This is a genomic window from Streptomyces sp. NPDC111628 (assembly GCF_055635195.1).
Window position 1 is genome coordinate 750,692 of record NZ_JBVKBZ010000002.1, and the last position, 18,709, is coordinate 769,400.

At 73.5% G+C, this 18,709-nt stretch carries 22 protein-coding genes; 10 read left to right on the top strand and 12 right to left on the bottom strand.

Annotated features, from left to right (window positions below):
- Nucleotides 1-177 precede the first annotated feature (177 nt).
- Nucleotides 178-594 (top strand): SseB family protein, encoded by a 417-nt coding sequence (locus ACZ7MF_RS11005; RefSeq protein WP_471475881.1) that lies wholly within the window; start codon nucleotides 178-180, stop codon nucleotides 592-594.
- Between the two features lie 33 nt (nucleotides 595-627).
- Here the strand turns inward: ACZ7MF_RS11005 and ACZ7MF_RS11010 are convergent, their stop codons facing one another.
- Nucleotides 628-1,035 (bottom strand): MarR family winged helix-turn-helix transcriptional regulator, encoded by a 408-nt coding sequence (locus ACZ7MF_RS11010; RefSeq protein ID WP_471475883.1) that lies wholly within the window; start codon nucleotides 1,033-1,035, stop codon nucleotides 628-630.
- 128 nt (nucleotides 1,036-1,163) lie between these two features.
- Here ACZ7MF_RS11010 and ACZ7MF_RS11015 point away from each other — a divergent pair, with 128 nt between their 5' ends.
- The 5 genes from ACZ7MF_RS11015 (at nucleotide 1,164) to ACZ7MF_RS11035 (ending at nucleotide 3,716) form a co-directional block, all read left to right on the top strand.
- Complete coding sequence (locus ACZ7MF_RS11015) at nucleotides 1,164-1,451, top strand: helix-turn-helix domain-containing protein (RefSeq protein ID WP_016327912.1); 288 nt, start codon at nucleotides 1,164-1,166, stop codon at nucleotides 1,449-1,451.
- A gap of 212 nt (nucleotides 1,452-1,663) precedes the next feature.
- Nucleotides 1,664-2,128 carry a fluoride efflux transporter CrcB gene (gene crcB, locus ACZ7MF_RS11020; RefSeq protein WP_471475885.1) on the top strand — a complete coding sequence of 155 codons (465 nt, stop codon included), beginning with the start codon at nucleotides 1,664-1,666 and terminating at the stop codon, nucleotides 2,126-2,128.
- Complete coding sequence (locus ACZ7MF_RS11025; protein ID WP_471475887.1) at nucleotides 2,125-2,469, top strand: DUF190 domain-containing protein; 345 nt, start codon at nucleotides 2,125-2,127, stop codon at nucleotides 2,467-2,469. Before crcB (ACZ7MF_RS11020) ends, ACZ7MF_RS11025 begins: the two co-directional genes overlap by 4 nt.
- Nucleotides 2,466-2,840, top strand: a complete 375-nt coding sequence (crcB, locus tag ACZ7MF_RS11030; protein WP_356864925.1) for a fluoride efflux transporter CrcB — start codon at nucleotides 2,466-2,468, stop codon at nucleotides 2,838-2,840. The genes ACZ7MF_RS11025 and crcB (ACZ7MF_RS11030) overlap by 4 nt, the downstream gene beginning before the upstream one ends.
- Nucleotides 2,841-2,879: 39 nt before the next feature.
- Nucleotides 2,880-3,716 carry an undecaprenyl-diphosphate phosphatase gene (locus ACZ7MF_RS11035; protein ID WP_471475889.1) on the top strand — a complete coding sequence of 279 codons (837 nt, stop codon included), beginning with the start codon at nucleotides 2,880-2,882 and terminating at the stop codon, nucleotides 3,714-3,716.
- Between the two features lie 39 nt (nucleotides 3,717-3,755).
- Here the strand turns inward: ACZ7MF_RS11035 and ACZ7MF_RS11040 are convergent, their stop codons facing one another.
- Nucleotides 3,756-4,814 (bottom strand): fatty acid desaturase family protein, encoded by a 1,059-nt coding sequence (locus tag ACZ7MF_RS11040; protein ID WP_471475891.1) that lies wholly within the window; start codon nucleotides 4,812-4,814, stop codon nucleotides 3,756-3,758.
- A 135-nt stretch (nucleotides 4,815-4,949) separates the two neighbouring features.
- Here ACZ7MF_RS11040 and ACZ7MF_RS11045 point away from each other — a divergent pair, with 135 nt between their 5' ends.
- Nucleotides 4,950-5,882, top strand: coding sequence for a glutaminase (locus tag ACZ7MF_RS11045; protein WP_471475893.1), 933 nt, complete (start codon nucleotides 4,950-4,952; stop codon nucleotides 5,880-5,882).
- Between the two features lie 18 nt (nucleotides 5,883-5,900).
- On the opposite strand, the gene ACZ7MF_RS11050 is transcribed toward ACZ7MF_RS11045, so the two are convergent.
- From ACZ7MF_RS11050 to ACZ7MF_RS11060, 3 genes are all read right to left on the bottom strand, one after another.
- Complete coding sequence (locus ACZ7MF_RS11050; RefSeq protein WP_471475895.1) at nucleotides 5,901-7,076, bottom strand: D-alanyl-D-alanine carboxypeptidase family protein; 1,176 nt, start codon at nucleotides 7,074-7,076, stop codon at nucleotides 5,901-5,903.
- A gap of 124 nt (nucleotides 7,077-7,200) precedes the next feature.
- Nucleotides 7,201-8,340 carry a transcription termination factor Rho gene (gene rho, locus ACZ7MF_RS11055; RefSeq protein WP_471475896.1) on the bottom strand — a complete coding sequence of 380 codons (1,140 nt, stop codon included), beginning with the start codon at nucleotides 8,338-8,340 and terminating at the stop codon, nucleotides 7,201-7,203.
- A gap of 360 nt (nucleotides 8,341-8,700) precedes the next feature.
- A complete protein-coding gene (locus ACZ7MF_RS11060) occupies nucleotides 8,701-9,129 on the bottom strand; it encodes a nuclear transport factor 2 family protein (protein WP_471475898.1) in 429 nt (142 codons plus the stop codon).
- Between the two features lie 80 nt (nucleotides 9,130-9,209).
- On the opposite strand from ACZ7MF_RS11060, the gene ACZ7MF_RS11065 reads away from it, so the two are divergent.
- Together ACZ7MF_RS11065 and ACZ7MF_RS11070 are read left to right on the top strand one after the other, a co-directional pair.
- Nucleotides 9,210-9,803, top strand: a complete 594-nt coding sequence (locus tag ACZ7MF_RS11065) for a PadR family transcriptional regulator (RefSeq protein ID WP_471475899.1) — start codon at nucleotides 9,210-9,212, stop codon at nucleotides 9,801-9,803.
- Nucleotides 9,804-9,976: 173 nt separating this feature from the next.
- Nucleotides 9,977-10,702, top strand: a complete 726-nt coding sequence (locus ACZ7MF_RS11070; protein ID WP_471475901.1) for a class I SAM-dependent methyltransferase — start codon at nucleotides 9,977-9,979, stop codon at nucleotides 10,700-10,702.
- A 9-nt stretch (nucleotides 10,703-10,711) separates the two neighbouring features.
- Here the strand turns inward: ACZ7MF_RS11070 and ACZ7MF_RS11075 are convergent, their stop codons facing one another.
- The 6 genes from ACZ7MF_RS11075 to ACZ7MF_RS11100 all read right to left on the bottom strand — a co-directional run bounded on the left by ACZ7MF_RS11075 (nucleotide 10,712) and on the right by ACZ7MF_RS11100 (nucleotide 15,399).
- Entirely contained in the window at nucleotides 10,712-11,485 is a 774-nt protein-coding gene (locus ACZ7MF_RS11075) for a GntR family transcriptional regulator (RefSeq protein ID WP_471475902.1), read from the bottom strand.
- Nucleotides 11,486-11,609: 124 nt separating this feature from the next.
- Nucleotides 11,610-12,578 (bottom strand): acetylxylan esterase, encoded by a 969-nt coding sequence (locus ACZ7MF_RS11080; RefSeq protein ID WP_471475904.1) that lies wholly within the window; start codon nucleotides 12,576-12,578, stop codon nucleotides 11,610-11,612.
- A 118-nt stretch (nucleotides 12,579-12,696) separates the two neighbouring features.
- Nucleotides 12,697-13,281, bottom strand: coding sequence for an Rv1733c family protein (locus ACZ7MF_RS11085; RefSeq protein WP_471475905.1), 585 nt, complete (start codon nucleotides 13,279-13,281; stop codon nucleotides 12,697-12,699).
- A gap of 151 nt (nucleotides 13,282-13,432) precedes the next feature.
- Complete coding sequence (locus ACZ7MF_RS11090; protein WP_471475907.1) at nucleotides 13,433-14,215, bottom strand: ferredoxin reductase; 783 nt, start codon at nucleotides 14,213-14,215, stop codon at nucleotides 13,433-13,435.
- A complete protein-coding gene (locus ACZ7MF_RS11095; RefSeq protein WP_471475909.1) occupies nucleotides 14,208-14,813 on the bottom strand; it encodes a sulfite oxidase-like oxidoreductase in 606 nt (201 codons plus the stop codon). Before ACZ7MF_RS11095 ends, ACZ7MF_RS11090 begins: the two co-directional genes overlap by 8 nt.
- A gap of 49 nt (nucleotides 14,814-14,862) precedes the next feature.
- Nucleotides 14,863-15,399 carry a MarR family winged helix-turn-helix transcriptional regulator gene (locus tag ACZ7MF_RS11100; protein ID WP_471475911.1) on the bottom strand — a complete coding sequence of 179 codons (537 nt, stop codon included), beginning with the start codon at nucleotides 15,397-15,399 and terminating at the stop codon, nucleotides 14,863-14,865.
- A 262-nt stretch (nucleotides 15,400-15,661) separates the two neighbouring features.
- Between ACZ7MF_RS11100 and ACZ7MF_RS11105 the strand changes: the two genes are divergently transcribed.
- The gene (locus ACZ7MF_RS11105; protein WP_471475912.1) at nucleotides 15,662-16,504 is read left to right on the top strand and encodes a putative protein N(5)-glutamine methyltransferase; all 843 of its coding nucleotides are present in this window, start codon (nucleotides 15,662-15,664) and stop codon (nucleotides 16,502-16,504) included.
- Here the strand turns inward: ACZ7MF_RS11105 and ACZ7MF_RS11110 are convergent.
- A complete protein-coding gene (locus ACZ7MF_RS11110) occupies nucleotides 16,494-18,599 on the bottom strand; it encodes a SpoIIE family protein phosphatase (protein ID WP_471475914.1) in 2,106 nt (701 codons plus the stop codon). The two genes, ACZ7MF_RS11105 and ACZ7MF_RS11110, sit on opposite strands and share 11 nt — an antisense overlap.
- Nucleotides 18,600-18,709: the final 110 nt, after the last annotated feature.

Below are 18,709 nucleotides of genomic sequence, written 5' to 3' on the forward strand. Positions count from 1 at the left end.
CTAACCCGACCGCGTTGCCGATCGATCAAGTGGGCCCCTCGCTGATCAGATGAGTACGGCATCGAGTGCCCGGCTCGAACAGGGTTGCGCCGTGGGTGACCGGGTACGCGAGGCTGGACCATGTCCGCGCCGATCGTCCGTGCGGGCCGTAACGCCGCCGCTACCAGGGAAAATGCCATGGAGACACCCGCGAACGACCACCCCGTGACACCCGCGCAGCGGGCACTGGACACGCTCGCCGAGACCACCGCGACCACCGAGACCGCCGACAACACGGCGGCGCTCGACACGCTCGCCGGCAGCGACGTCCTCGTGCCGGTGCCCGACGACGCGAACGACCAGGACGCCGCCGACCCCGGCATGCTCGCACTGCCGGTCCTGGAGCAGCAGGGCGGCGGCCAGGTGGTGCCCGTGTTCACCTCGGAACTGGAGATGGCCGACCTGCTGCCGTACGTCTCCCGCTACCGCATGGTGCCGCTGGGCGCCCTCGCCGCGCAGTGGCCGGCCGACGACCTGTCGCTGTCGATCGACGCCGGCTCGGAGCACCGCCTCACCCTCACCTCGGACGGCGTGCGCACCCTGCTGGCCCGCTGAGGCCGAGGCCGGGGCGGAGGCCCGCGTCCCGGGTCAGGGGCGGGGGCCTTCGTCGTCGCCGAGCGTGCGGGCCAGCGCGGCCCGCTGCAGTGGCAGTATCTCGGCGTGCAGTTCCCGGCCCCTGGAGGTCGGCGTGACGTACACGCCGCGCCGGTCCTCCGCGCACATGGAGCGCCGCACCAGCCCGTCCTTCTCCAGTCGGGCGATGAGCCGGGACAGCGCGCTCTGACTGAGGTGGACCCGGCCGACCAGGTTCTGCACCCGGCACCGGTCGCCGTCGTCGGGCGCCCCGGTCACGAGGAGGTCGAGCACCTCGAAGTCGCTCGCGCCCAGGCCGTGCGGGTGCAGTGCCCGGTCGATCTCGCACATCGTGCGTGCGTGCACCGACAGGATGTCCCGCCACCGTTCCTCGAGCCGCGCACCGGCCGTCCTGGCTCCCATGACTGAACGGTAGCACCGGAACCGATATTGGTTGAATGTGCAAATGGCCCGGTTGCCGGACAACCGGGCCCCGGCTGCGGGAAGGTGGAGGGACACGGTCCGGGCGGCCCGCACGGAGGGAGGACGAGGTGCTGAGGACCCCCGTGCACGGCACGCGTCTCGACATCCTGGAGTGGCTGAAGGACCCGGCAGCGCACTTCCCGCCGCAGCGCCACGCCGACCCCGCGGAGCACGGTGTCCACGCGGGCCCCGTCGCCGCCCGGCTGGGCGTGTCCCGCCGGGTGGCCGAGACCCACCTCGGGCTCCTCACCCGTCTCGGCCTGCTGCGCGCCACCAGGATCCGCCGCCGCACCTACTACCGGCGCGACGAGGTGCGGATCGCCGAGGTGGCCCGGATGTTCGAGAAGGGATGGTAGGCGCGGGGACCGCAGGCACGGGTGCCCTCCCGGAATGACCCGGGCGCCGCCCCGGCGTTACGCTGAGCATCAGCCGCGGCTCGCACGGGCGCGGCGCGGCGGTGGGGCCCGCCGTACCCGAACCGCGGCACGGGCGCCGCCAACGGTCCCTACTTGACCAGCGCAGGGGCATCCCAGCATCCCCCTGCCCGGCGAGTAGGAGACGTACGACCATGACAGTCCCGAAGACCGGGCGTCCCGGCGGCATCCGGGCCACCGCCCCGAGACGGTCCGGGTGGCGCACCCAGGCACCGGTCGTCGCGGTCGTGGCCCTCGGCGGGGGCACCGGGGCCGCCGCCCGCTACGCGGCCTCCCTCTGGTGGCCGACACCGGCCGGGGGCTTTCCCTGGACGACCTTCGCGGTCAACGCCGTCGGCTGTGCCGTGATCGGCGTGTTCATGGTGGTCGTCACCGAGATCCGGCCCGCCCACCGCCTGGTCCGGCCCTTCTTCGGCACCGGTGTGCTCGGCGGCTTCACCACCTTCTCCACCTACGCCGTCGACAGCCGGTCCCTGTTCGCCGACGGCCGGGCCCTCACCGGCCTGGCCTACCTCGCCGCGACCCCGCTCGCGGCACTCACGGCGGTGTGGCTCTCCGCATGGGCCACCCGCCGGGTCCTGAAGTGGAGGCAGTCATGACGAGGCTGACCGGCGGCGCCCTGCGCCTGACCGTCTACGTCGGCGAGAACGACACCTGGCACCACCGCCCCCTGTACTCGGAGATCGTCCACCGCGCCCATGCGGCGGGCCTCGCCGGTGCCAGCGTCTTCCGGGGCGTCGAGGGTTTCGGCGCCTCCTCGATCGTCCACACCGCCAGGCTGCTGTCCCTGAGCGAGGACCTGCCGGTGGCCGTCGTGGTCGTCGACACCGAGGAACGGGTCCGGGCCTTCCTGCCGCTGCTCGACGAACTCGTCACCGGGGGCCTGGTCACCCTCGACCCGTGCGAGGTCGTCAGGTACGAGGCCCGGAGGCCGTCGTGAACTGGCTGCTCGTCGTCGCGGGCGGCATGATCGGCGCCCCACTGCGCTACCTCACCGACCGCGCCGTGCAGTCCCGGCACGACTCCGTCTTCCCCTGGGGCACCTTCACGGTGAACGTGATCGGCAGCATCGTCCTCGGCCTGCTGACCGGCGCCGCCCTGGCCGGAGCGGTCGGCTCCGACCTGCGGCTGCTGCTGGGCACCGGCCTGTGCGGCGCCCTCACCACCTACTCGACCTTCTCCTACGAGACGCTCCGGCTGACCGAGACCGGCGCGCGCCTGCAGGCCGCCGTGAACGTGGGGGGAAGCGTGGCGGCCGGGCTCGCGGCGGCGTTCGCGGGGGTGACTCTGGCCGACGCGCTCTGGACCTGACGCCGGGCACACAGCCTGGTGTAGTAGGAACTGGATGCCATGAGCGCCATCAGCATCGGTCAGGCCGTCGTCCTCGGAGCCGTCGAGGGGGTGACCGAGTTCCTGCCCGTCTCCTCCACCGGACACCTCAAGATCGTCGAGGGGCTGATGGGCATCCCGGTCGACGACGACGCCGTCATCGGCTTCTCCGCGGTCATCCAGGTCGGCGCGATCGCCGCCGTGCTCGTCTACTTCTCCAAGGACATCGCGCGGATCCTCTCCGCCTGGGGCCGCGGGCTGCGCGACCGGGAGGAGCGGTACCACCACGACTACAAGTTCGCCTGGTGGGTCATCTGCGCCACCATCCCCATCGTCCTCGTCGGCCTCGCCGCCAAGCCCCTGATCAAGGGTCCGCTCGCCTCGCTGTGGGTGGTCGCCGGCTCGCTGATCGTGGGCAGCGGCGTGATGTGGTGGGCCGACCGCACCGGCCGGCACAAGCGGGGCGAGGACGACACGTCCTTCAAGGACGCGATGCTGGTCGGCGGCTCCCAGATCCTCGCCCTGCTCTTCCCGGGCTTCTCCCGCTCCGGCGCCACCATGTCCACCGCCCTGATGCTCGACCTGGACCGGGTCGCCGCCACCCGGCTGTCCTTCTTCCTGGGCATCCCGGCCCTGACCGGAGCGGGGCTGTACGAGCTGAAGGACGCCCTGGGCACGGGAGCGGGTGCCGCGCCCCTGGCGGTCGGCACCCTCGTCTCCTTCGTGGTGGCCTACGCGTCCATCGCCTGGCTGCTGAAGTTCGTCGCCAAGCACACCTTCAACGCGTTCGTCGTCTACCGGATCGCGGTCGGCGTCCTGCTGTTCGGGCTGCTCGGCACCGGCGTGCTGCAGAGCTGACCGCTGCACAGCCGACCGCTGCTCAGCCGACCGCTCTGCTCAGCGTGCGGCGCGCAGCGGCTCCCCGACGCTCCTCATGTGCCGCAGGGCCTCGCGGTGCGACGCCAGCAGCCCCGTCTGGTGGTAGGGCACGCCCAACTCGGCGCAGTACGCCTCGGTGATGGCCTGGGCCCGGCCCAGGGCGGGGGTCGGCATGCTGGGGAAGAGGTGGTGCTCGATCTGGTAGTTGAGGCCGCCCATGAAGGCGTCGATCAGCGCACCGCCCCGCACGTTGCGGGAGGTCAGGACCTGACGGCGCAGGAAGTCCAGCCGCATGCCCTCCTCGATCATCGGCATGCCCTTGTGGTTGGGGGCGAAGACCGAGCCCAGGTAGATCCCGAACAGCCCCTGGTGGACGGCGAGGAAGACCAGCGCCTTGCCCGGGGAGAGGACCGTGAACAGGCCGCCGAAGTAGACGGCGAAGTGGACGACGAGCAGCGTGCCTTCCAGTACCGGCCGTTTCACGGCCCGGCTGCCCAGCGCCTTGAAGCTGTTGAAGCTCAGGTTGAGGCCCTCCAGCGTCAACAGCGGGAAGAACAGGGCCGCCTGGTGCTTGCCGACGAACCGGGGGAGCCCGGTCGCCCTGCTGGCCTGGCCCCGCGACCACACCAGGATGTCGGGGGAGACGTCCGGGTCCTTCTCCTCGTGGTTGGGGTTCGCGTGGTGGCGGGTGTGCTTGTTCATCCACCAGCCGTAGCTCATGCCGAGCAGCAGGTTGGCCGCCAGCAGGCCGCCCGCCTCGCTGGGGCGCCGGCGCGTGAAGACCTGCCGGTGGGCGAGGTCGTGGGCCGCCAGTCCGAGCTGGCCGAAGACGACGGCGAGCGCAACCGCGACGAACAGCTGGCTCCAGCTGTCCCCCAGGGCGACGAACGCGGCGACACCGCCGGCGAGTGCGAGGGCGACGGCGCCGAAACGGACCGTGTAGTACAGCGGGCGGCGCCGGAGCAGCCCCGCGTCGGCTATGCGCCGGGAGAGTTCGGAAAAGTCGCTTCCCCTTTCGCGATCCTTCTCCTGGGCGGGCGTGGGCAGGCTCTCGACGAGCACCGTTGGGTTGGCCATGCGCCACAGTATGTGGGCTGTCTCTCGGCGGGGGGATGACGGCTACCCCCGAAGTGGGGGTGTGGTCAGCACCACCCCGGTGCGGGGGACCACCCGCCGTCGGCCTCCCGCCGTCCGGACCTCACCGGAGGGAGAATGGCGATCATGAGCACACCGACGACCTTCCGGCCGGTCCTGGAGCGCATCGCGGAGGAGATCGAGCGGACCCCGGGCAGCGGCCGGCCCGCCGACTACATCCCCGCCCTCGCCGCCCGCGACCCGCGCCGCTTCGGCATGGCCGTCGCCGAACCGGACGGCACGGTCTACGGCGTGGGGGACTGGCGGGAGCCGTTCTCCGCGCAGTCCCTCACCAAGGTCTTCACCCTCGCCCTGGACCTCGCCAGGGAGGGCGACGCCCTGTGGGAGCACGTGGGCCGCGAGCCGTCCGGCAACCCGTTCAACTCCCTGGTGCAGCTGGAGTACGAGAACGGCATCCCGCGCAACCCGTTCATCAACGCGGGCGCCCTCGTCGTCACCGACCGGCTGCACACCCGCACCGGCGACGCGGCCGGCGAACTGCTCGCCTTCCTGCGCGCGGAGAGCGGCAACCCGGACCTCACCCACGACGAGGAGGTCGCCGCCTCCGAGGCCGCGCACGGCGACCGCAACGCCGCCCTCGCCCACTTCATGGCGTCGTACGGCAACATCGACAACCCCGTCCCGGTGCTCCTGGACCAGTACTTCCGTCAGTGCTCCGTCGCCGCGTCCTGCGCCGACCTCGCCCTGGCCACCGGATTCCTGGCCCGGCACGGCATCCGCGCCGACGGCACCCGGCTGCTCAGCCGCAGCCGGGCCAAGCAGATCAACGCGGTGATGCTGACCTGCGGGACCTACGACGCGGCCGGCGACTTCGCGCACCGGGTGGGTCTGCCGGGCAAGAGCGGGGTCGGCGGCGGCATCATCGCGGTCGTGCCGGGACACTGCACGCTGTGCGTGTGGAGCCCCGGCCTGGACGAGCGGGGCAACTCGGTGGCCGGGGTGGCGGCCCTGGACCGCTTCACGACGCTCACGGGACTGTCGGTGTTCTGAACGTGCCCGGCACCCCCGTCAACTGCCGTCGTCCCGGACGAGCTTGAGGCGCAGGGCGAGCGCCATGACGCCCGCGCCGAGACCCGCGACCCCGAGGATCGCGCCCGTCTGGGGCCAGCCCGGAGAGTCCTCGGCCGGCTTCGCCGCGGTCACCGCCGCGGGTACGGCCTGCGGTCCGTGCGGTGGCCGGTCGCCCTCGGGGACCAGCGAGCCCACCGGATCGACCTCCCCGTCCGCCTCGAAGCCCCAGTCGAGCAGTGCCCGGGCCTCCTCGTACACGGCGTGGCCGCCGCCCTCCTGCGGGTTCATCACCGTGACGACCAGGGTCCGTCCGTCGCGGCGGGCGGCGGCGATGAGCGTGTTGCCCGCGTTGCTGGTGTAGCCGTTCTTCACCCCGATCAGACCCGGGTACGGCTCCACGCCGTCGGCCCCGGTGAGCAGCCGGTTGGTGTTCATGATTCCGTACGAGCTCCCGTCGCGGCCGGGGAACATCGCGTCGACCTTGGCGCAGTACCGCGCGAAGTCGGGACGCCGCAGCCCCTCCCGGCCGAAGACGGCCAGGTCGTACGCGGAGGAGACCTGGCCCGGGGCGTCGTACCCGTCGGGCGAGCGGACGTGGGTGTCGCGGGCGCCGAGCGCGCGGGCCTCGGCCTGCATCCGGGCCGCCGTGGCGCTCCAGCCGCCGGTGAGCGAGGCGAGGACGTGCACGGCGTCGTTCCCGGAGTTGAGGAAGACGCCGTTCCACAGGTCGGAGACGCGGTACGTCTGGCCCTCGACGACACCGACCAGACTGCTGCCCGGACCGATGCCGGACAGGTCCTCGGGGTCCACCTCGTGCCGGATGCCGCCCGGCAGGGCGGGCAGCACCGTGAGCGCGAACAGCGTCTTGAGGGTGCTGGCCGGCGGCAGCTCGCGGTGCGCGTCGTTCGCCGCCAGCACGTCGCCCGTACCGGCGTCGGCCACGACCCAGGACAGGGCGGAGACTTCGGGAACCCGGGGCGCCGCGGGGTGCGGCCGGACCTGGGTGCCGGAGCGGTACAGCGGCGACGACCGGGCCGCCGCCGCACCACCGGACGGGCCGGGGTCCGGCCGCCCCGCGCGGGCGGCCGCGGTGGCGGGCACGAGCGTCAGCAGCCCTGCCGCGCAGAGCATGCAGGTGGATCGAACCGCCCGGGATGAGAATCCGATAGTCATACCGCAAACGTAGGAACGGTCCCCCGCACCGCCACGCTGACCGGGCCGGGTCCGCCCCGCAAACACCCGGATGCCGTAGCGCGGGCCGAGGGTCGGTGCCGGCCGGTGCCGTCGGGGGGAGGTGTCAGCCGGCGGGCAGCGTCGGCTGGACCTGCCGCAGGAACGTGGCGTTGTCCGGCGTCCGGCGCAACCGCTCCAGCAGGGTCTCCAGGCCGGACTGTCCGTCCCGGGTCCCCAGGGCCCGCCGCAGGCCGCGCACGGTGGTCGTCTCGGCACCGGACAGCAGGAACTCCTCGCGCCGGGTGCCCGAGCCGACCGGTTCGACGGCCGGGAAGACCCGGCGGGAGGCCGGCTCCCGGCTCAGCCGCAGTTCCATGTTGCCGGTGCTCTTCAGTTCCTCGAAGTAGAAGTCGTCGGCACGCGAGCCGGTCTCGACCAGGGCGGTGGCGAGGATGGTGAGGGAACCGCCCTCCTCCGCCTTGCGGGCCGCGCCGAAGAACCGCTTGGGACCCAGCAGTGCCGCGGCGTCGACGCCGCCGCTGAGCGTGCGGCCGCCGGAGGAGGCGGCGTTGTTGTGGGCCCTGCACAGCCGGGTGAGGGAGTCGAGGAGGATGACGACGTCCTCCCCGGCCTCGACGAGCCGCTTGGCCCGCTCGATCACCAGCTCGGCGAGCGCGATGTGCTGCTTGGCGCTCTGGTCGAAGGTCGAGGAGTACACCTCGCCCCGCACCGAACGCCGCATGTCGGTGACCTCTTCGGGGCGTTCGTCGAGCAGCACCACCATCAGCCGGGCCTCGGGGTGGTTGCCGGCCACCGCGGCGGCGATCTGCTGGAGGAGGACGGTCTTGCCGGTCTTCGGCGGGGCGACGATCAGGCCGCGCTGGCCCTTGCCGACCGGCGCGATCAGATCGACGACGCGTCCGGCGAGGCCGGCCGCCGGGTGTTCGAGCCGCAGCCGCTCGTGCGGGTGCAGCGGGGTCAGGTCGGCGAAGTGCCGCCGCTTGTCCCGCCGGTCGGGCGTACGCCCGTTGACGCGGACGACGTCGGTCAGGGTGCGCCGGTCGCCGCACACCCCCTCGACGAGATCGCCCCTGCGCAGCCCGTACCGGCGGATCAGCGCGGGGGAGAGGGCGGGATCGGCCGGCTCGGGCTGCAGGTTCTTGCCGCGCAGGCGCCCCTTGCCGCCCGCTTCGACGTCGAGGACGCCGCTCGCGATGTCGGCCGGGGAGTGCTGCACAGGGGGGTGTTCGAGTGTGGTGGTCATGTGGTCGGTCCTTTCGAGGACACGGGCATGGGACATGCGGAAGGAAGGGGGGAAGCCGCGCGAGGGGTCGGACGACACGCCTCCGGACGGCGGAGAACAGCACCTCGGACAGGGCGGGGACGGGCCCCGCTCACGAGGTTGCGCTGAGAAGCGGACGAGCCGGTCGCATCAGGACGAGCGAATCCGCGAACCGAAGGGAAACTGGCACCGGCGCCCCGATCAAGGGGGGCGTACACAAGTGCTGAGTGCAGCCTACCACGGTGCGCCGTGGCGGTGCGGGTGGGGCAAGTCACGCCCCACCCACCTGCAACGCGGCCGGTGCGGATTCTGTTCCGGTTTCCGCGATGTCCCGTGCGGGGCTCAGCCCGCCGAACGCGCCCGGGCCTCCTGCGTCTGCTGCGTCGCCTGCGCCTCCTCGGCGATCCGCTCGAACTGCGCGGCCATGGCTGCCTGAAGGGCCTGTGCGCCCGAGAGCGGGCGCACCATCACAGTGAGTTCGTCGATGCGGCCGGACGCGTCCAGGTGCAGGAAGTCGCAGCCGCTGATCTCGCGGTCGCCCACCCGTGCCGCGAAGAGCAGGGCGTGGTCGCGGCCGTCCGCCTCGCCGATGACCCGCTCGTAGCGGAAGTCCTCGAAGACGCGCTCGACCGCGCGCAGGATCGCCGCCGTGATCGCCCTGCCCCGGTAGGGCTTGAAAACGACGGGGCTGGAGAAGACCACGTCGTCGGCCAGCAGTGCTTCGACGGCGTCCAGGTCGTGTGCCTCGACCGCCGCGCGGAATGCCCGCATCGCAACTCCTTCATAATCAACTAATTGAATAAGTGTGGAGTAGAGTAGTCGGCCTGGCCCCCGCTTGCTAGCGTGTCGACATGTCTCTCAAGTACGCCGTCCTGGCCGCCCTGCTCGAGGGCGAGGCCTCGGGCTACGAGCTGTCCAAGGTGTTCGACGTGTCGCTCGCCAACTTCTGGCCCGCCACGCCGCAGCAGCTCTACCGGGAGCTGGAGCGCCTCGCGGGCGACGGACTCATCGAGGCCCGGACCGTGCCGCAGGAACGCAGGCCCACCAAGCGGCTGTTCTCGCTCACCGAGGCGGGCCGGGAGCAGCTCGCCGTCTTCGCCGCCGCGCCGACCCGGCGGCCCACCGCCATCCGCGACGAGTTCCTGATCAAGATGCAGGCCATGGACGGCGTCGACCCGGCGGCGGTCCGCGCGCTGGTCGAGGAGCGCAGGGCCTGGGCGCTGGGCAAACTCGCCCGCTACGAGCGGGTGCGGGAACGCCTCCTGGACGGCCGCACCGAGGAGGAACACCTCCGGGACGCCGACCGCGTCGGGCCCTACCTCACCCTGGCCGCCGGCATCACGTTCGAGCGGGAGAACGCCCGCTGGTGCGAGCGCGTACTCGCCGTGCTCGACGAGCGCCGCGCACCCGCGGGGCCCGCCGGACAGGCCCTAGGGCCTGTCTGACAATTCCCGTCTGCCGCCCGACGCCATGCACGCACTCTCGCCGCACCGGCCCCAGACCCGAGTACGGCCAGTACGCGGATCTGGGGCCGGCACACCGAGAGCACGCACCTGACGCCGCGCGGCCGCCCTTCGGGCGACGACGCGAATTGTCAGACAGGCCCTAGGCTGACCGGATGTTCAGCCCCGAAGGCCCCACCCTGCGCGAACTCGCCGTCCAGGCACTGTCCTCGGTCGAGCGCGGCTACGACCTGCTCGCCCCGAAGTTCGACCACACTCCGTACCGGACGCCGGACCGGGTGCTGGACGCCGTGGCCCGCGGGCTGGAGCCGCTGGGACCCTTCGCCACCGGACTCGACCTGTGCTGCGGCACCGGCGCGGGCGTCGACGTACTGGCCCGGGTGTGCCAACGGGGCGTGACCGGGGTGGACTTCAGCACGGGCATGCTGGAGGTCGCGCGCGGGCGCACCCTGCCACGGGGCCCGGCGGTCTCCTGGGTCCGCGCGGACGCCCGCGCCCTGCCCTTCGGCCCCGCCTTCGACCTCGTGGTGAGCTTCGGGGCGTTCGGACACTTCCTGCCCCGCGAACTGCCGGGCCTGTTCGGCCAGGTGCGCTCCGTGCTCCGGCCGGACGGCTGCTTCGCCTTCCCCGTCGTCGCCCCGCCCCGGCCCGGCTCCCCGGGGTACTGGACGCTGCTCGGCTTCGACGCGGCGATGCGGGTGCGCAACGCGCTGCGGCGGCCGCCGTTCGTCATGTACTACCGGACGTTCCGGCTCGGGGACGTGGGCCGCGAGCTGTCGCGGGCCGGCTTCCGGACGGACCTGTACGCCCTGCCGGAGTTCGGACACCGCCCCGACGGCAGCCCGCGGGTCCGGCTGGTGGTGGCCCGGCGACTCCCGTAGGACGGCGGGTCAGCCGGCCGCCGGCAGCGTGAACTCGTAGACCAGAGCGTCCTGTCGGGTGTCCACCAGCAGGTCGGTGATCTCCAGCGGCCGCGCGTACTGGTCGTGCACCCGCCGCACGACCCGGACCGACGCGGTGTCGGGCTGGAGCGTGATGGTGTCCCGGTGATGCAGCGTCAGGCCCGCCCGGCGCATCCAGTCGTAGGCCCGCCGCAACTGCGCGCAGGCGACCCCGTCGGCCCGGTCGCGGTAACGGGCCAGTTCCTCGACCTCGGCCAGCGCCACGGCGGAAAACGATGTCACCGCACTCCGCCTGCCGTTGCCGCCGGCCGCCGCCGACGTGTAGCGGTGCATCAGGGTCGGCCGGCCCGGCACCAGCCCCAGCGCCGCGGCGTGCTCCGGTGGCGGCGTCCCCCAGACGACGGTGGCACGGTCGCCGGTGCGCGGCTCCGCCGCCCGGGCGCCGACCGGGAAGACCAGGGGCGCCGCACTTCCGGCCGGCGGCCCCGGCAGGGCGACGTGACTGCCCCGCCGGTCGGTGGTGAGCAGACCGTCCCTGCGCAGCACGTCCAGGGCCTGCCGCACGGTCTCCCGGCTGACTCCGAAGTGCTCCGCCAGCCGGCGCTCCCCGGGCAGCCGTTCCCCCGGGGGGACGGTCCCGTCGCGCAACTCGCCGAGCAGTTGGTCCGCCACCCGTCGGTACAGGGGCGGTGGGGCGTCGGCGGGTGCCGGAGCGGGTGCCGGATCGGCGGGGGGCTGGTCGTGCGGGGTGGTGCGGGCCATGCCGCGCCTCCTGTTGATGACGTACGGTAGCCGCGCGGGCTCGGTGCGCCACCAGAAGTACCATTGGTCTAAACCAGGTGGGAAGCCCGGTCCGCCGGTTCGGCCGAAACCCCACCCACGAACCTCAGGCGTGGCGGCTCAGCCAGCGCAGCTTCGCGGCCTCCTGGTACGGCCCGCCGCCCTCGTGATCGTTGAAGTCGTACACCTCGATCGTCCGGTCCTCGTGCGACCAGGCGTTGAACGCGGCGAAAACGGTCGACGGCGGGCAGGTCTGGTCCTCCAGGGCGGCCGAGAACAGGGCCGGGGCCCGGCCCCGCGCCGCGAAGTGCACGCCGTCGAAGTAGGACAGCGTGCGCAGCACGTCCGCGGTCCGGCCGCGGTGGGTCTTGAGGTACAGGCCGACCTCACGGTAGGGGTGCCGGTCGGTGAGCGTGGTCGCGCGCGGGAAGTCGCACAGGAACGGCACGTCCGGCGCGACGGCGACCAGGTCGGGCACCAGGCCGCCCACCGCTATCGTGATGCCGCCGCCCTGGCTCGCGCCCAGCGCGACGGTGCGGCCCGGGTCGGTCAGCGGGTGCGAACGGGCCGCCTCGACCGCACGCACGGCGTCGGTGAAGACCCGGCGGTAGTAGTAGTTCTCCGGAGCGTCCAGGCCGCGGGTCATGAACCCCGGGTACGCGGGCGTGCCGCCGACGGGGTCCGCGGTGCCGCCACCGCCGCCCCAGGCGCTGCCCTGACCCCGGGTGTCCATCACGAAGTGGGCCCGGCCGCTGGACGCCCACAGCAGGTGCTCGTGCGGCAGCCCGCGCCCACCGCCGTACCCGACGAACTCCACGACCAGCGGCAACGGCTCGGCCGCCGCGGCCGGCAGGATCAGCCAGCCCTTCACCGGGTGGCCGCCGAACCCGGCGAACGTCACGTCGTACACCCGCACCGTGGACAGTCCCGTGTCGACCGCTTCGAAGCGGGCGTCCAGATCGTGCTCGCGGGCCTCGGCGAGCGTCTTGCTCCAGAACGCGTCGAAGTCCTCGGGCTCGGCCGACGCGCTGCGGTAGGCGTGCAGTTCGTCGAGCGGAAGGTCGAACATGGCCATCGGGAACCGCCTTTGCGGAGAGACGCAGCAGACCGTACGGATGATCACACGGTACGTGAGCGGCTCGCGGAAACGCCAGGTCCGGCCGCCCCCGGGGACCGCGCGGGCGGGGGCGGCGTCAGGCCCGGCGGTGGGTCCACTGCGGCTCCGTGAGCGCCCAGTCGCGGTCCCACTCCGCCATGCGGTGACGCAGGGCCACCGCGCGTACGGCGCGGTGCGCGAGGAGCACCGTGAGCACCGTCCCGATGGTGGTGAACGAGCCGATGGTGGCGCTGTGCTGCCAGATCTCGGCACCGTCCGACGGCGGCGGCACGCTCTGGCCGTGGGCGTCCAGCCACACGTCGACGGTGTCACCGTGCCGGGTGCCGGCCGGCACCCGCGCCGTGGTGCTCTTCTCCGTGCCGTCCGGTGCCTTCCAGTGGACGGTCGCACGGTAGGTGTGCTGTCCGCCGAGCTGTCCCGTCGACAGGGCGCTCGGGGTGCGGTCCACCACCGTGGCACGGACGTGGTGCCGCTCGGCCCGCTGCTCCGCGACGATCGCCTGCGCCTGCCCGTAGCCCCACCACGCGGTGGCGGCACCGAGCGCCGGCGCGGCCAGGAACAGCAGGAGGGCGACGACCACCTTGGTCCACGCCTCGACGACGTCCGACCGGCGTCGCAGTGGATTGCGCCACCGGCGCCGGCCGCCTGCCCGGATTCGCATGTCGACCTCCCCGCGATCACCGCGACCGGAGGAGCGGACGGACGGCCGTCGAGCGCGGGGGCCGCCGCGCCTTCGTGTCGCGCCCTGTGTGCGAGTGCCCGCACTGGACTGGTACCCAGTCCTGGGGGCCTCGCTCACGAACCGGGCGGGATCAGCCGAAGCGCTCGATCCGGATCCGGTCCACCGGCTGTCCGGCCGCCACCAGCAGCCGTGAAGCGTGCTCCGCGAACGCGTTCGACCCGCACACGTAGGCCTCCCAGCCCCCGGTGGGCGGCTCGGCGAGGAGCGGCGCCACATGTGCGGACGTCAGCCGGCCCACCGGCGTCCCGGCCGGCGCCGTGCGGGTGAACACGGGCGTCGTCTCCGCACCGAACTCCCGGGCGTAGATCAGCTCCTCGGGGCCGCGCGCGGACACCAGGAGCCGCAGCGGCACGGTGAGCCCCCGGGCCCGGTGGTGCCGCACCATCGACATCAGCGGTACGACCCCGGACCCGGCGCCGAGCAGCAGGGCGGGCCGGTCGCCCGGCCAGGCGAAGAAGCCGCTGAGCGGGCCGCGCACCTCGATCTCGTCGCCGGGCCGCGCCACCGTGTGGAACCAGCCGGACACCTCCCCGTCGGGCACCCGGTCCAGGGTCAGCTCGATGTGCCCGGAGTTGTCCGGTGCGGACGCCAGCGAGTAGTGGCGCTGGGCCCGGTAGCCGTCCGCGGCGGTGAGCCGCAGCATCAGGTGCTGGCCGGGCAGGTGGCCCGCCCAGCCGGGCACGGCGAGGCGGAAGGTCGACGCGCGGGGCGTCTCGCGGCGGATCCCGGTGAGCGTGGCCGTCTGCCACGTCCCGGCCACCCGGCCGTTCACCTCGATGCGCCCGGGCACGGCGAACCGGGTCAAGGGAGCGAAGGCATCCGCCCCCGTCGTGTGCGTGGCCGTCTCAGTCACCGGAGTACCGCTGCTCCTCCCAGGGATTGCCGCGTGCGTGGTAGCCGTTCTGCTCCCAGAAGCCCGGCTCGTCGTGGTCGAGCAGCTCGAGCCCCGCGATCCACTTCACGCTCTTCCAGAAGTACAGGTGCGGGACCACCAGCCGCGCCGGACCGCCGTGCTCGGGGGCGAGCGGCTCCCCCTCGTACTCCCACACGATCCAGGCCCGTCCGCCGGTCAGGTCCGCGAGCGGCAGGTTCGCGGTGTAGCCGGTGTGCGCGTGGGCGACGGCGTGCGTGGCCGACGGCAGCGGACCCGCCGCGTCCAGGAAGGCGTCCAGCGACACGCCCCCGAACCGCACCCCGAACTTCGACCAGCCGGTGACGCAGTGGATGTCGCCCGCGTACCCGGACGCCGGCAGCAGGCGCGCCCCGGCCAGGTCCCAGGTGCGGACCTCGGCCACCAGGCCGCCCACGCGGAAGGTCCAGTCGGCGGGCGCGATCTCGGGCGTGACCTCGGCGGACAGCACGGGCCAGTCGTCGCCCGCGTCGTACTGGCCGGGCGGCAGCCCCGGCCGGGCGGCGCGCGGGCGCCCGGTGAAGCCTCGGGTGGTGTTCATGCGGTGGGGCCTTTCGGGCCGGCGGAGCGGGCTGCCCGCGGCCGGGTGATCAGTGTGTACCCGTCCCACCGTACGTGTCCGGAGGCGCCGTCCGGTCCCGCTCCCGGCCCGGGGCCGCGTCCGGCCACGCGTTGTACCGCTCCAGGTACGCGGCGAAGTCGAGCAGCTCCTCCTCGGGCCAGTCGGCGAGCCGCTCCCGGAAGGCGGCCCGCCGCCGCTCGGTGACCCGGTCCAGGACGTGCCGTCCGGACTCGGTCAGATGCAGGACCTGGACGCGGTGGTCGTCCGGGTCGACGCGCCGCTCGATCAGTCCGGCGCGCTCCAGCGCGGACACCTGGCGGCTGACCGTGGACTTGTCCAGGGCGTAGTGGGCGGCCAGATCCGTGGCCCGGCGGCCGTCCCGCTCCTCCAGATGCCCGAGCAGCGTGTACGACACCAGCGACAGCTCCGGGTGCATGCGGCCCGCCGAGGCGCGGGCCCGGCGGGCGAAGACCGTCATCTCGCGCTGGATGGTCTCCACGGCCGCGTCCGCGGGGCGTCCGCCGGGAACGACGGTCGTCTCGTCCGGTGTCTCGGCAGCCGTCACCACTCCTCCTCCGCGTCGCAGGTTGCACAGTACAACTTTGACGAGGAGGTCCCGGGAGTCAACCACGTGCGGGAGGCCCTCGGGGTCTGATCATTGGGGTAGTGTGTCCGTCGGCCGCGGACCGCCCCGGCCGTCGGACGACCGGGAGGTGAGACCGATTACCGCTGTGTCGGCCCGGGTGCTCTCACCTCACGGCAGTGCGGTCACCGGAGACGAGTGACCGCGAGAGCGCCCTTCGGTTCCCGAAAGGCTCTCGGCTTCCATGCCTCCCACTTTCCCCGCTTCGCCCACCCCGGCGTCCTCCGCCGTCCTCCGCGCCCTCTTCTCGGCGTCCCTCCCGTCGCCCGACGCCGTCGTGGCCGCGCTGCGCGCCGCCGGCTGCGTCTTCGCCGAGGACGAGGCCGCGCTCATCCTGGCCGCCGCCCGCACCGCCGCCGAACTCACCGCACTGGTCGACCGCCGCGTCAGCGGCCTGCCCCTGGAACTCGTCCTGGGCTGGGCCGAGTTCCGCGGCCTGCGCATCGCGGTCGCCCCCGGTGTCTTCGTGCCCCGCCGCCGGACCGAGTTCCTGGTCTCCGAGGCCCTGGCCCACGCACCGCACGCGAACGTCGTCGTGGACCTGTGCTGCGGGTCCGGGGCCGTCGGAGCGGCACTGGCGGCCGCCCTGGACCGGCCCGAGGTGCATGCCGCCGACGTCGATCCGGCCGCCGTACGCTGCGCCCGCGGCAACCTCGCGGACGCGGGCGGCCGGGTGTATGCGGGTGACCTGTTCGACGCGCTGCCCGACACCCTGCGCGGCCGGGTGCACATCCTCGCGGCCAACGTGCCGTACGTGCCCACCGGCGAGGTCGCCCTGCTGCCCGCCGAGGCCCGCGACCACGAACCGCTGGTCGCCCTCGACGGCGGCACCGACGGCCTCGACGTGCTGCGCAGGGTCGCGGCCGCGGCGCCCGGCTGGCTCGCCCCGGGCGGCTGTCTGCTGGTCGAGACGAGCGAACGCCAGGCACCCGACGCCGTCGACGCCTTCACCCGGGCCGGTCTGACGACCCGCCTCGCGGTCTGCGAGGAGCTGTACGCCCATGTGGTGACCGGCGTCAGGGACTGAGCGTCCCGCCGCGCTGCGCCGGCGGTGTGGCCCGGGCGATCAGCAGGGCCACGTCGTCGGAGTTCTCCGGCTCGTGCAGGGTGCGCAGCAGCAGGTCGCAGACCTCCTCCAGCGGGCCGTCCGGGCCCTCCAGCAGGGCGAGGAGCGCGTCCAGCCGCTCGTCCAGCGGATGCCTGCGCGTCTCGACCAGGCCGTCGGTGTAGAACACCAGCCGGTCGCCCGGCTCCAGGCCGACCTCGGTGGTGGTGAAGGCGACGCCGCCCACCCCGAGCGGCACCCCGGTGGGCAGGTCGAGCAGCTCGGGCGGCCGGCCGGCCCGCAGGCGGACCGGGGGGAGGTGCCCTGCGTTGGCGATCAGGCAGCGCCGCCGGTGCGGGTCGTGGACGGCGTACATGCAGGTGGCGATGGCCTGGTCGAGGCCCGCCGTGGTCCGCTCGAGATGTCCGAGCAACTGCGCGGGGTCCAGCTCCAGGGCGGCCAGGGTGTTCGTCGCGGTGCGCAGCCGCCCCATGGAGGCCGCCGCCGCGATACCGCTGCCCATCACGTCGCCCACCACGAGCGCGGTCCGGCCGCCCGTCAGCTCGATCACGTCGAACCAGTCGCCGCCGACCTCGCTGGTGCCTCCGGCCGGCTGGTAGCGGGAGGCGACCTCGAGACCGCCCGTCACCGGCGGATGGCTGGGCAGCAGGCTGCGCTGGAGGGTGAGGGCGGTGTCGCGGGCGTTCTGGTACCAGCGGGCGTTGTCGATCTGCAGCGCCGCCCGCGCGGCCAGCTCCCGGGCCAGCAGCAGGTCGTCCTCGTCGAACGGCAGGGGGTTGGAGATCCGCTTCAAATCGAGGGCGCCGAGCACCTCGCCCCGCGCGATCAGCGGCACGGCCAGGTACGAGTGGACGCCCGCCCCGCGCAGCAGCTCGGCCGCCTCCGGCGAGCGGGCGATGCGTCCCAGGTCCTCCGGCGTCACCCGGGCCACCAGCAGCGGCCGGCCGGTGCGCACGCACTCGGTGACCAGGCGGTCCGGTCCGTACCGGGCGACGGCGCCGGGCGGGTCGGCGGCCCGCAGAGCGTCCCGGGCCGCGTCGTCCGCGCGAACGGCCAGTGCCCTGATCACCGCCGGTTCGGCCGGACCCAGGGTGCTGCGCCGGCCCTCCACCACGGCGTCCAGCAGGTCCACGGCGGCGACGTCCGCGAGGCCGGGCACCGCCACGTCGGCCAGCTCGTATGCGGTGCGGTCCAGCTCCAGCGTGGTGCCGATCCGGGCGGAGGCGTCCGCCACGGCGGCGAGCCGGCGCCGCGCGCCCTCGGCCTCGGCGGCCGTCCGGTACTGCGCGGTCACGTCGACGATCGAGACGGCCACCCCCAGCACGGCGCCCAAGGCGTCCTCCAGCCGGTACAGCGACACCGACCAGGCGTGCTCCTCGTCCGGGTCGGCGGGCGTCCGCCCGGTCGCGGGCCGGTCGACCACCGGACGCCCGGTCTCCAGCACCCCGCGCGCCGCCGCCTCCAACGCATCGGCGTCCACCTGCGGCAGCAGCTCACGGACCGTCCGGCCGAGGTGCTCCTCGGCGGGGATGCCGTTGAGCCGCTCCAGGGCCGGGTTGACCGAGACGTACCGCAGGTCGGTGTCCAGGACGGCCAGCCCGATCGGGGACTGCATGATCACCCTCGTGGACAGGGCCACGTCCCGCTCCAGCCGGCGGACCATCGACTGGTCGGCCGCGAGCCCCAGGGCGTAGACGTCCCCGCGGTCGTCGAGCAGCCGCATGTTGCGGAACTCGACCAGCCGGGTGCTGCCGTCCTTGTGCCGGACGGGGAAGGCGCCCGCCCAGCTCCGGCCGGTCTTCATGACGTCCCCGAACAGCTTCACGACCAGGTCGAGATGGCGTTCGTCGACCATGATGCGGGCGGCGTACTGCCCCAGCGCCTCCGGTGCGGACCAGCCGAACAGCTCCTCGGCCTGCGGGCTCCACAGGACGATCCGGCCCTCGGTGTCCAGCACGATCGAGGCCACGTTCAGCAGGTCGAGCAGTCCACTGGGCCGCACGGGTCCGCGCGGCGACGGCTCGCCCTCGAACTCCGCAGACCCCGCTGCACCCATCCCACGCCCCGCCTTCACCGTCCGACGCGGCACGCCCTTCGCTGCCGACCCCCCTGTTCTACCGCGTTCCGCCGCGTGAAGGGCCGGTTCTGCCGGGGCTCCGCCGTCTC

Coding starts and splice junctions, on each gene's coding strand:
- ACZ7MF_RS11085 (WP_471475905.1), bottom strand. CDS start 13,281: ATGCGAATCCGGGCAGGCGGCCGGCGCCGGTGGCGCAATCCACTGCGA.
- ACZ7MF_RS11110 (WP_471475914.1), bottom strand. CDS start 18,599: ATGGGTGCAGCGGGGTCTGCGGAGTTCGAGGGCGAGCCGTCGCCGCGC.
- ACZ7MF_RS11075 (WP_471475902.1), bottom strand. CDS start 11,485: ATGGCCCGCACCACCCCGCACGACCAGCCCCCCGCCGATCCGGCACCC.
- rho (WP_471475896.1), bottom strand. CDS start 8,340: ATGACCACCACACTCGAACACCCCCCTGTGCAGCACTCCCCGGCCGAC.
- ACZ7MF_RS11025 (WP_471475887.1), top strand. CDS start 2,125: ATGACGAGGCTGACCGGCGGCGCCCTGCGCCTGACCGTCTACGTCGGC.
- ACZ7MF_RS11050 (WP_471475895.1), bottom strand. CDS start 7,076: ATGACTATCGGATTCTCATCCCGGGCGGTTCGATCCACCTGCATGCTC.
- ACZ7MF_RS11070 (WP_471475901.1), top strand. CDS start 9,977: ATGTTCAGCCCCGAAGGCCCCACCCTGCGCGAACTCGCCGTCCAGGCA.
- ACZ7MF_RS11095 (WP_471475909.1), bottom strand. CDS start 14,813: ATGAACACCACCCGAGGCTTCACCGGGCGCCCGCGCGCCGCCCGGCCG.
- crcB (WP_471475885.1), top strand. CDS start 1,664: ATGACAGTCCCGAAGACCGGGCGTCCCGGCGGCATCCGGGCCACCGCC.
- ACZ7MF_RS11060 (WP_471475898.1), bottom strand. CDS start 9,129: ATGCGGGCATTCCGCGCGGCGGTCGAGGCACACGACCTGGACGCCGTC.
- ACZ7MF_RS11045 (WP_471475893.1), top strand. CDS start 4,950: ATGGCGATCATGAGCACACCGACGACCTTCCGGCCGGTCCTGGAGCGC.
- ACZ7MF_RS11035 (WP_471475889.1), top strand. CDS start 2,880: ATGAGCGCCATCAGCATCGGTCAGGCCGTCGTCCTCGGAGCCGTCGAG.
- ACZ7MF_RS11010 (WP_471475883.1), bottom strand. CDS start 1,035: ATGGGAGCCAGGACGGCCGGTGCGCGGCTCGAGGAACGGTGGCGGGAC.
- ACZ7MF_RS11005 (WP_471475881.1), top strand. CDS start 178: ATGGAGACACCCGCGAACGACCACCCCGTGACACCCGCGCAGCGGGCA.
- ACZ7MF_RS11040 (WP_471475891.1), bottom strand. CDS start 4,814: ATGGCCAACCCAACGGTGCTCGTCGAGAGCCTGCCCACGCCCGCCCAG.
- ACZ7MF_RS11080 (WP_471475904.1), bottom strand. CDS start 12,578: ATGGCCATGTTCGACCTTCCGCTCGACGAACTGCACGCCTACCGCAGC.
- ACZ7MF_RS11105 (WP_471475912.1), top strand. CDS start 15,662: ATGCCTCCCACTTTCCCCGCTTCGCCCACCCCGGCGTCCTCCGCCGTC.
- ACZ7MF_RS11065 (WP_471475899.1), top strand. CDS start 9,210: ATGTCTCTCAAGTACGCCGTCCTGGCCGCCCTGCTCGAGGGCGAGGCC.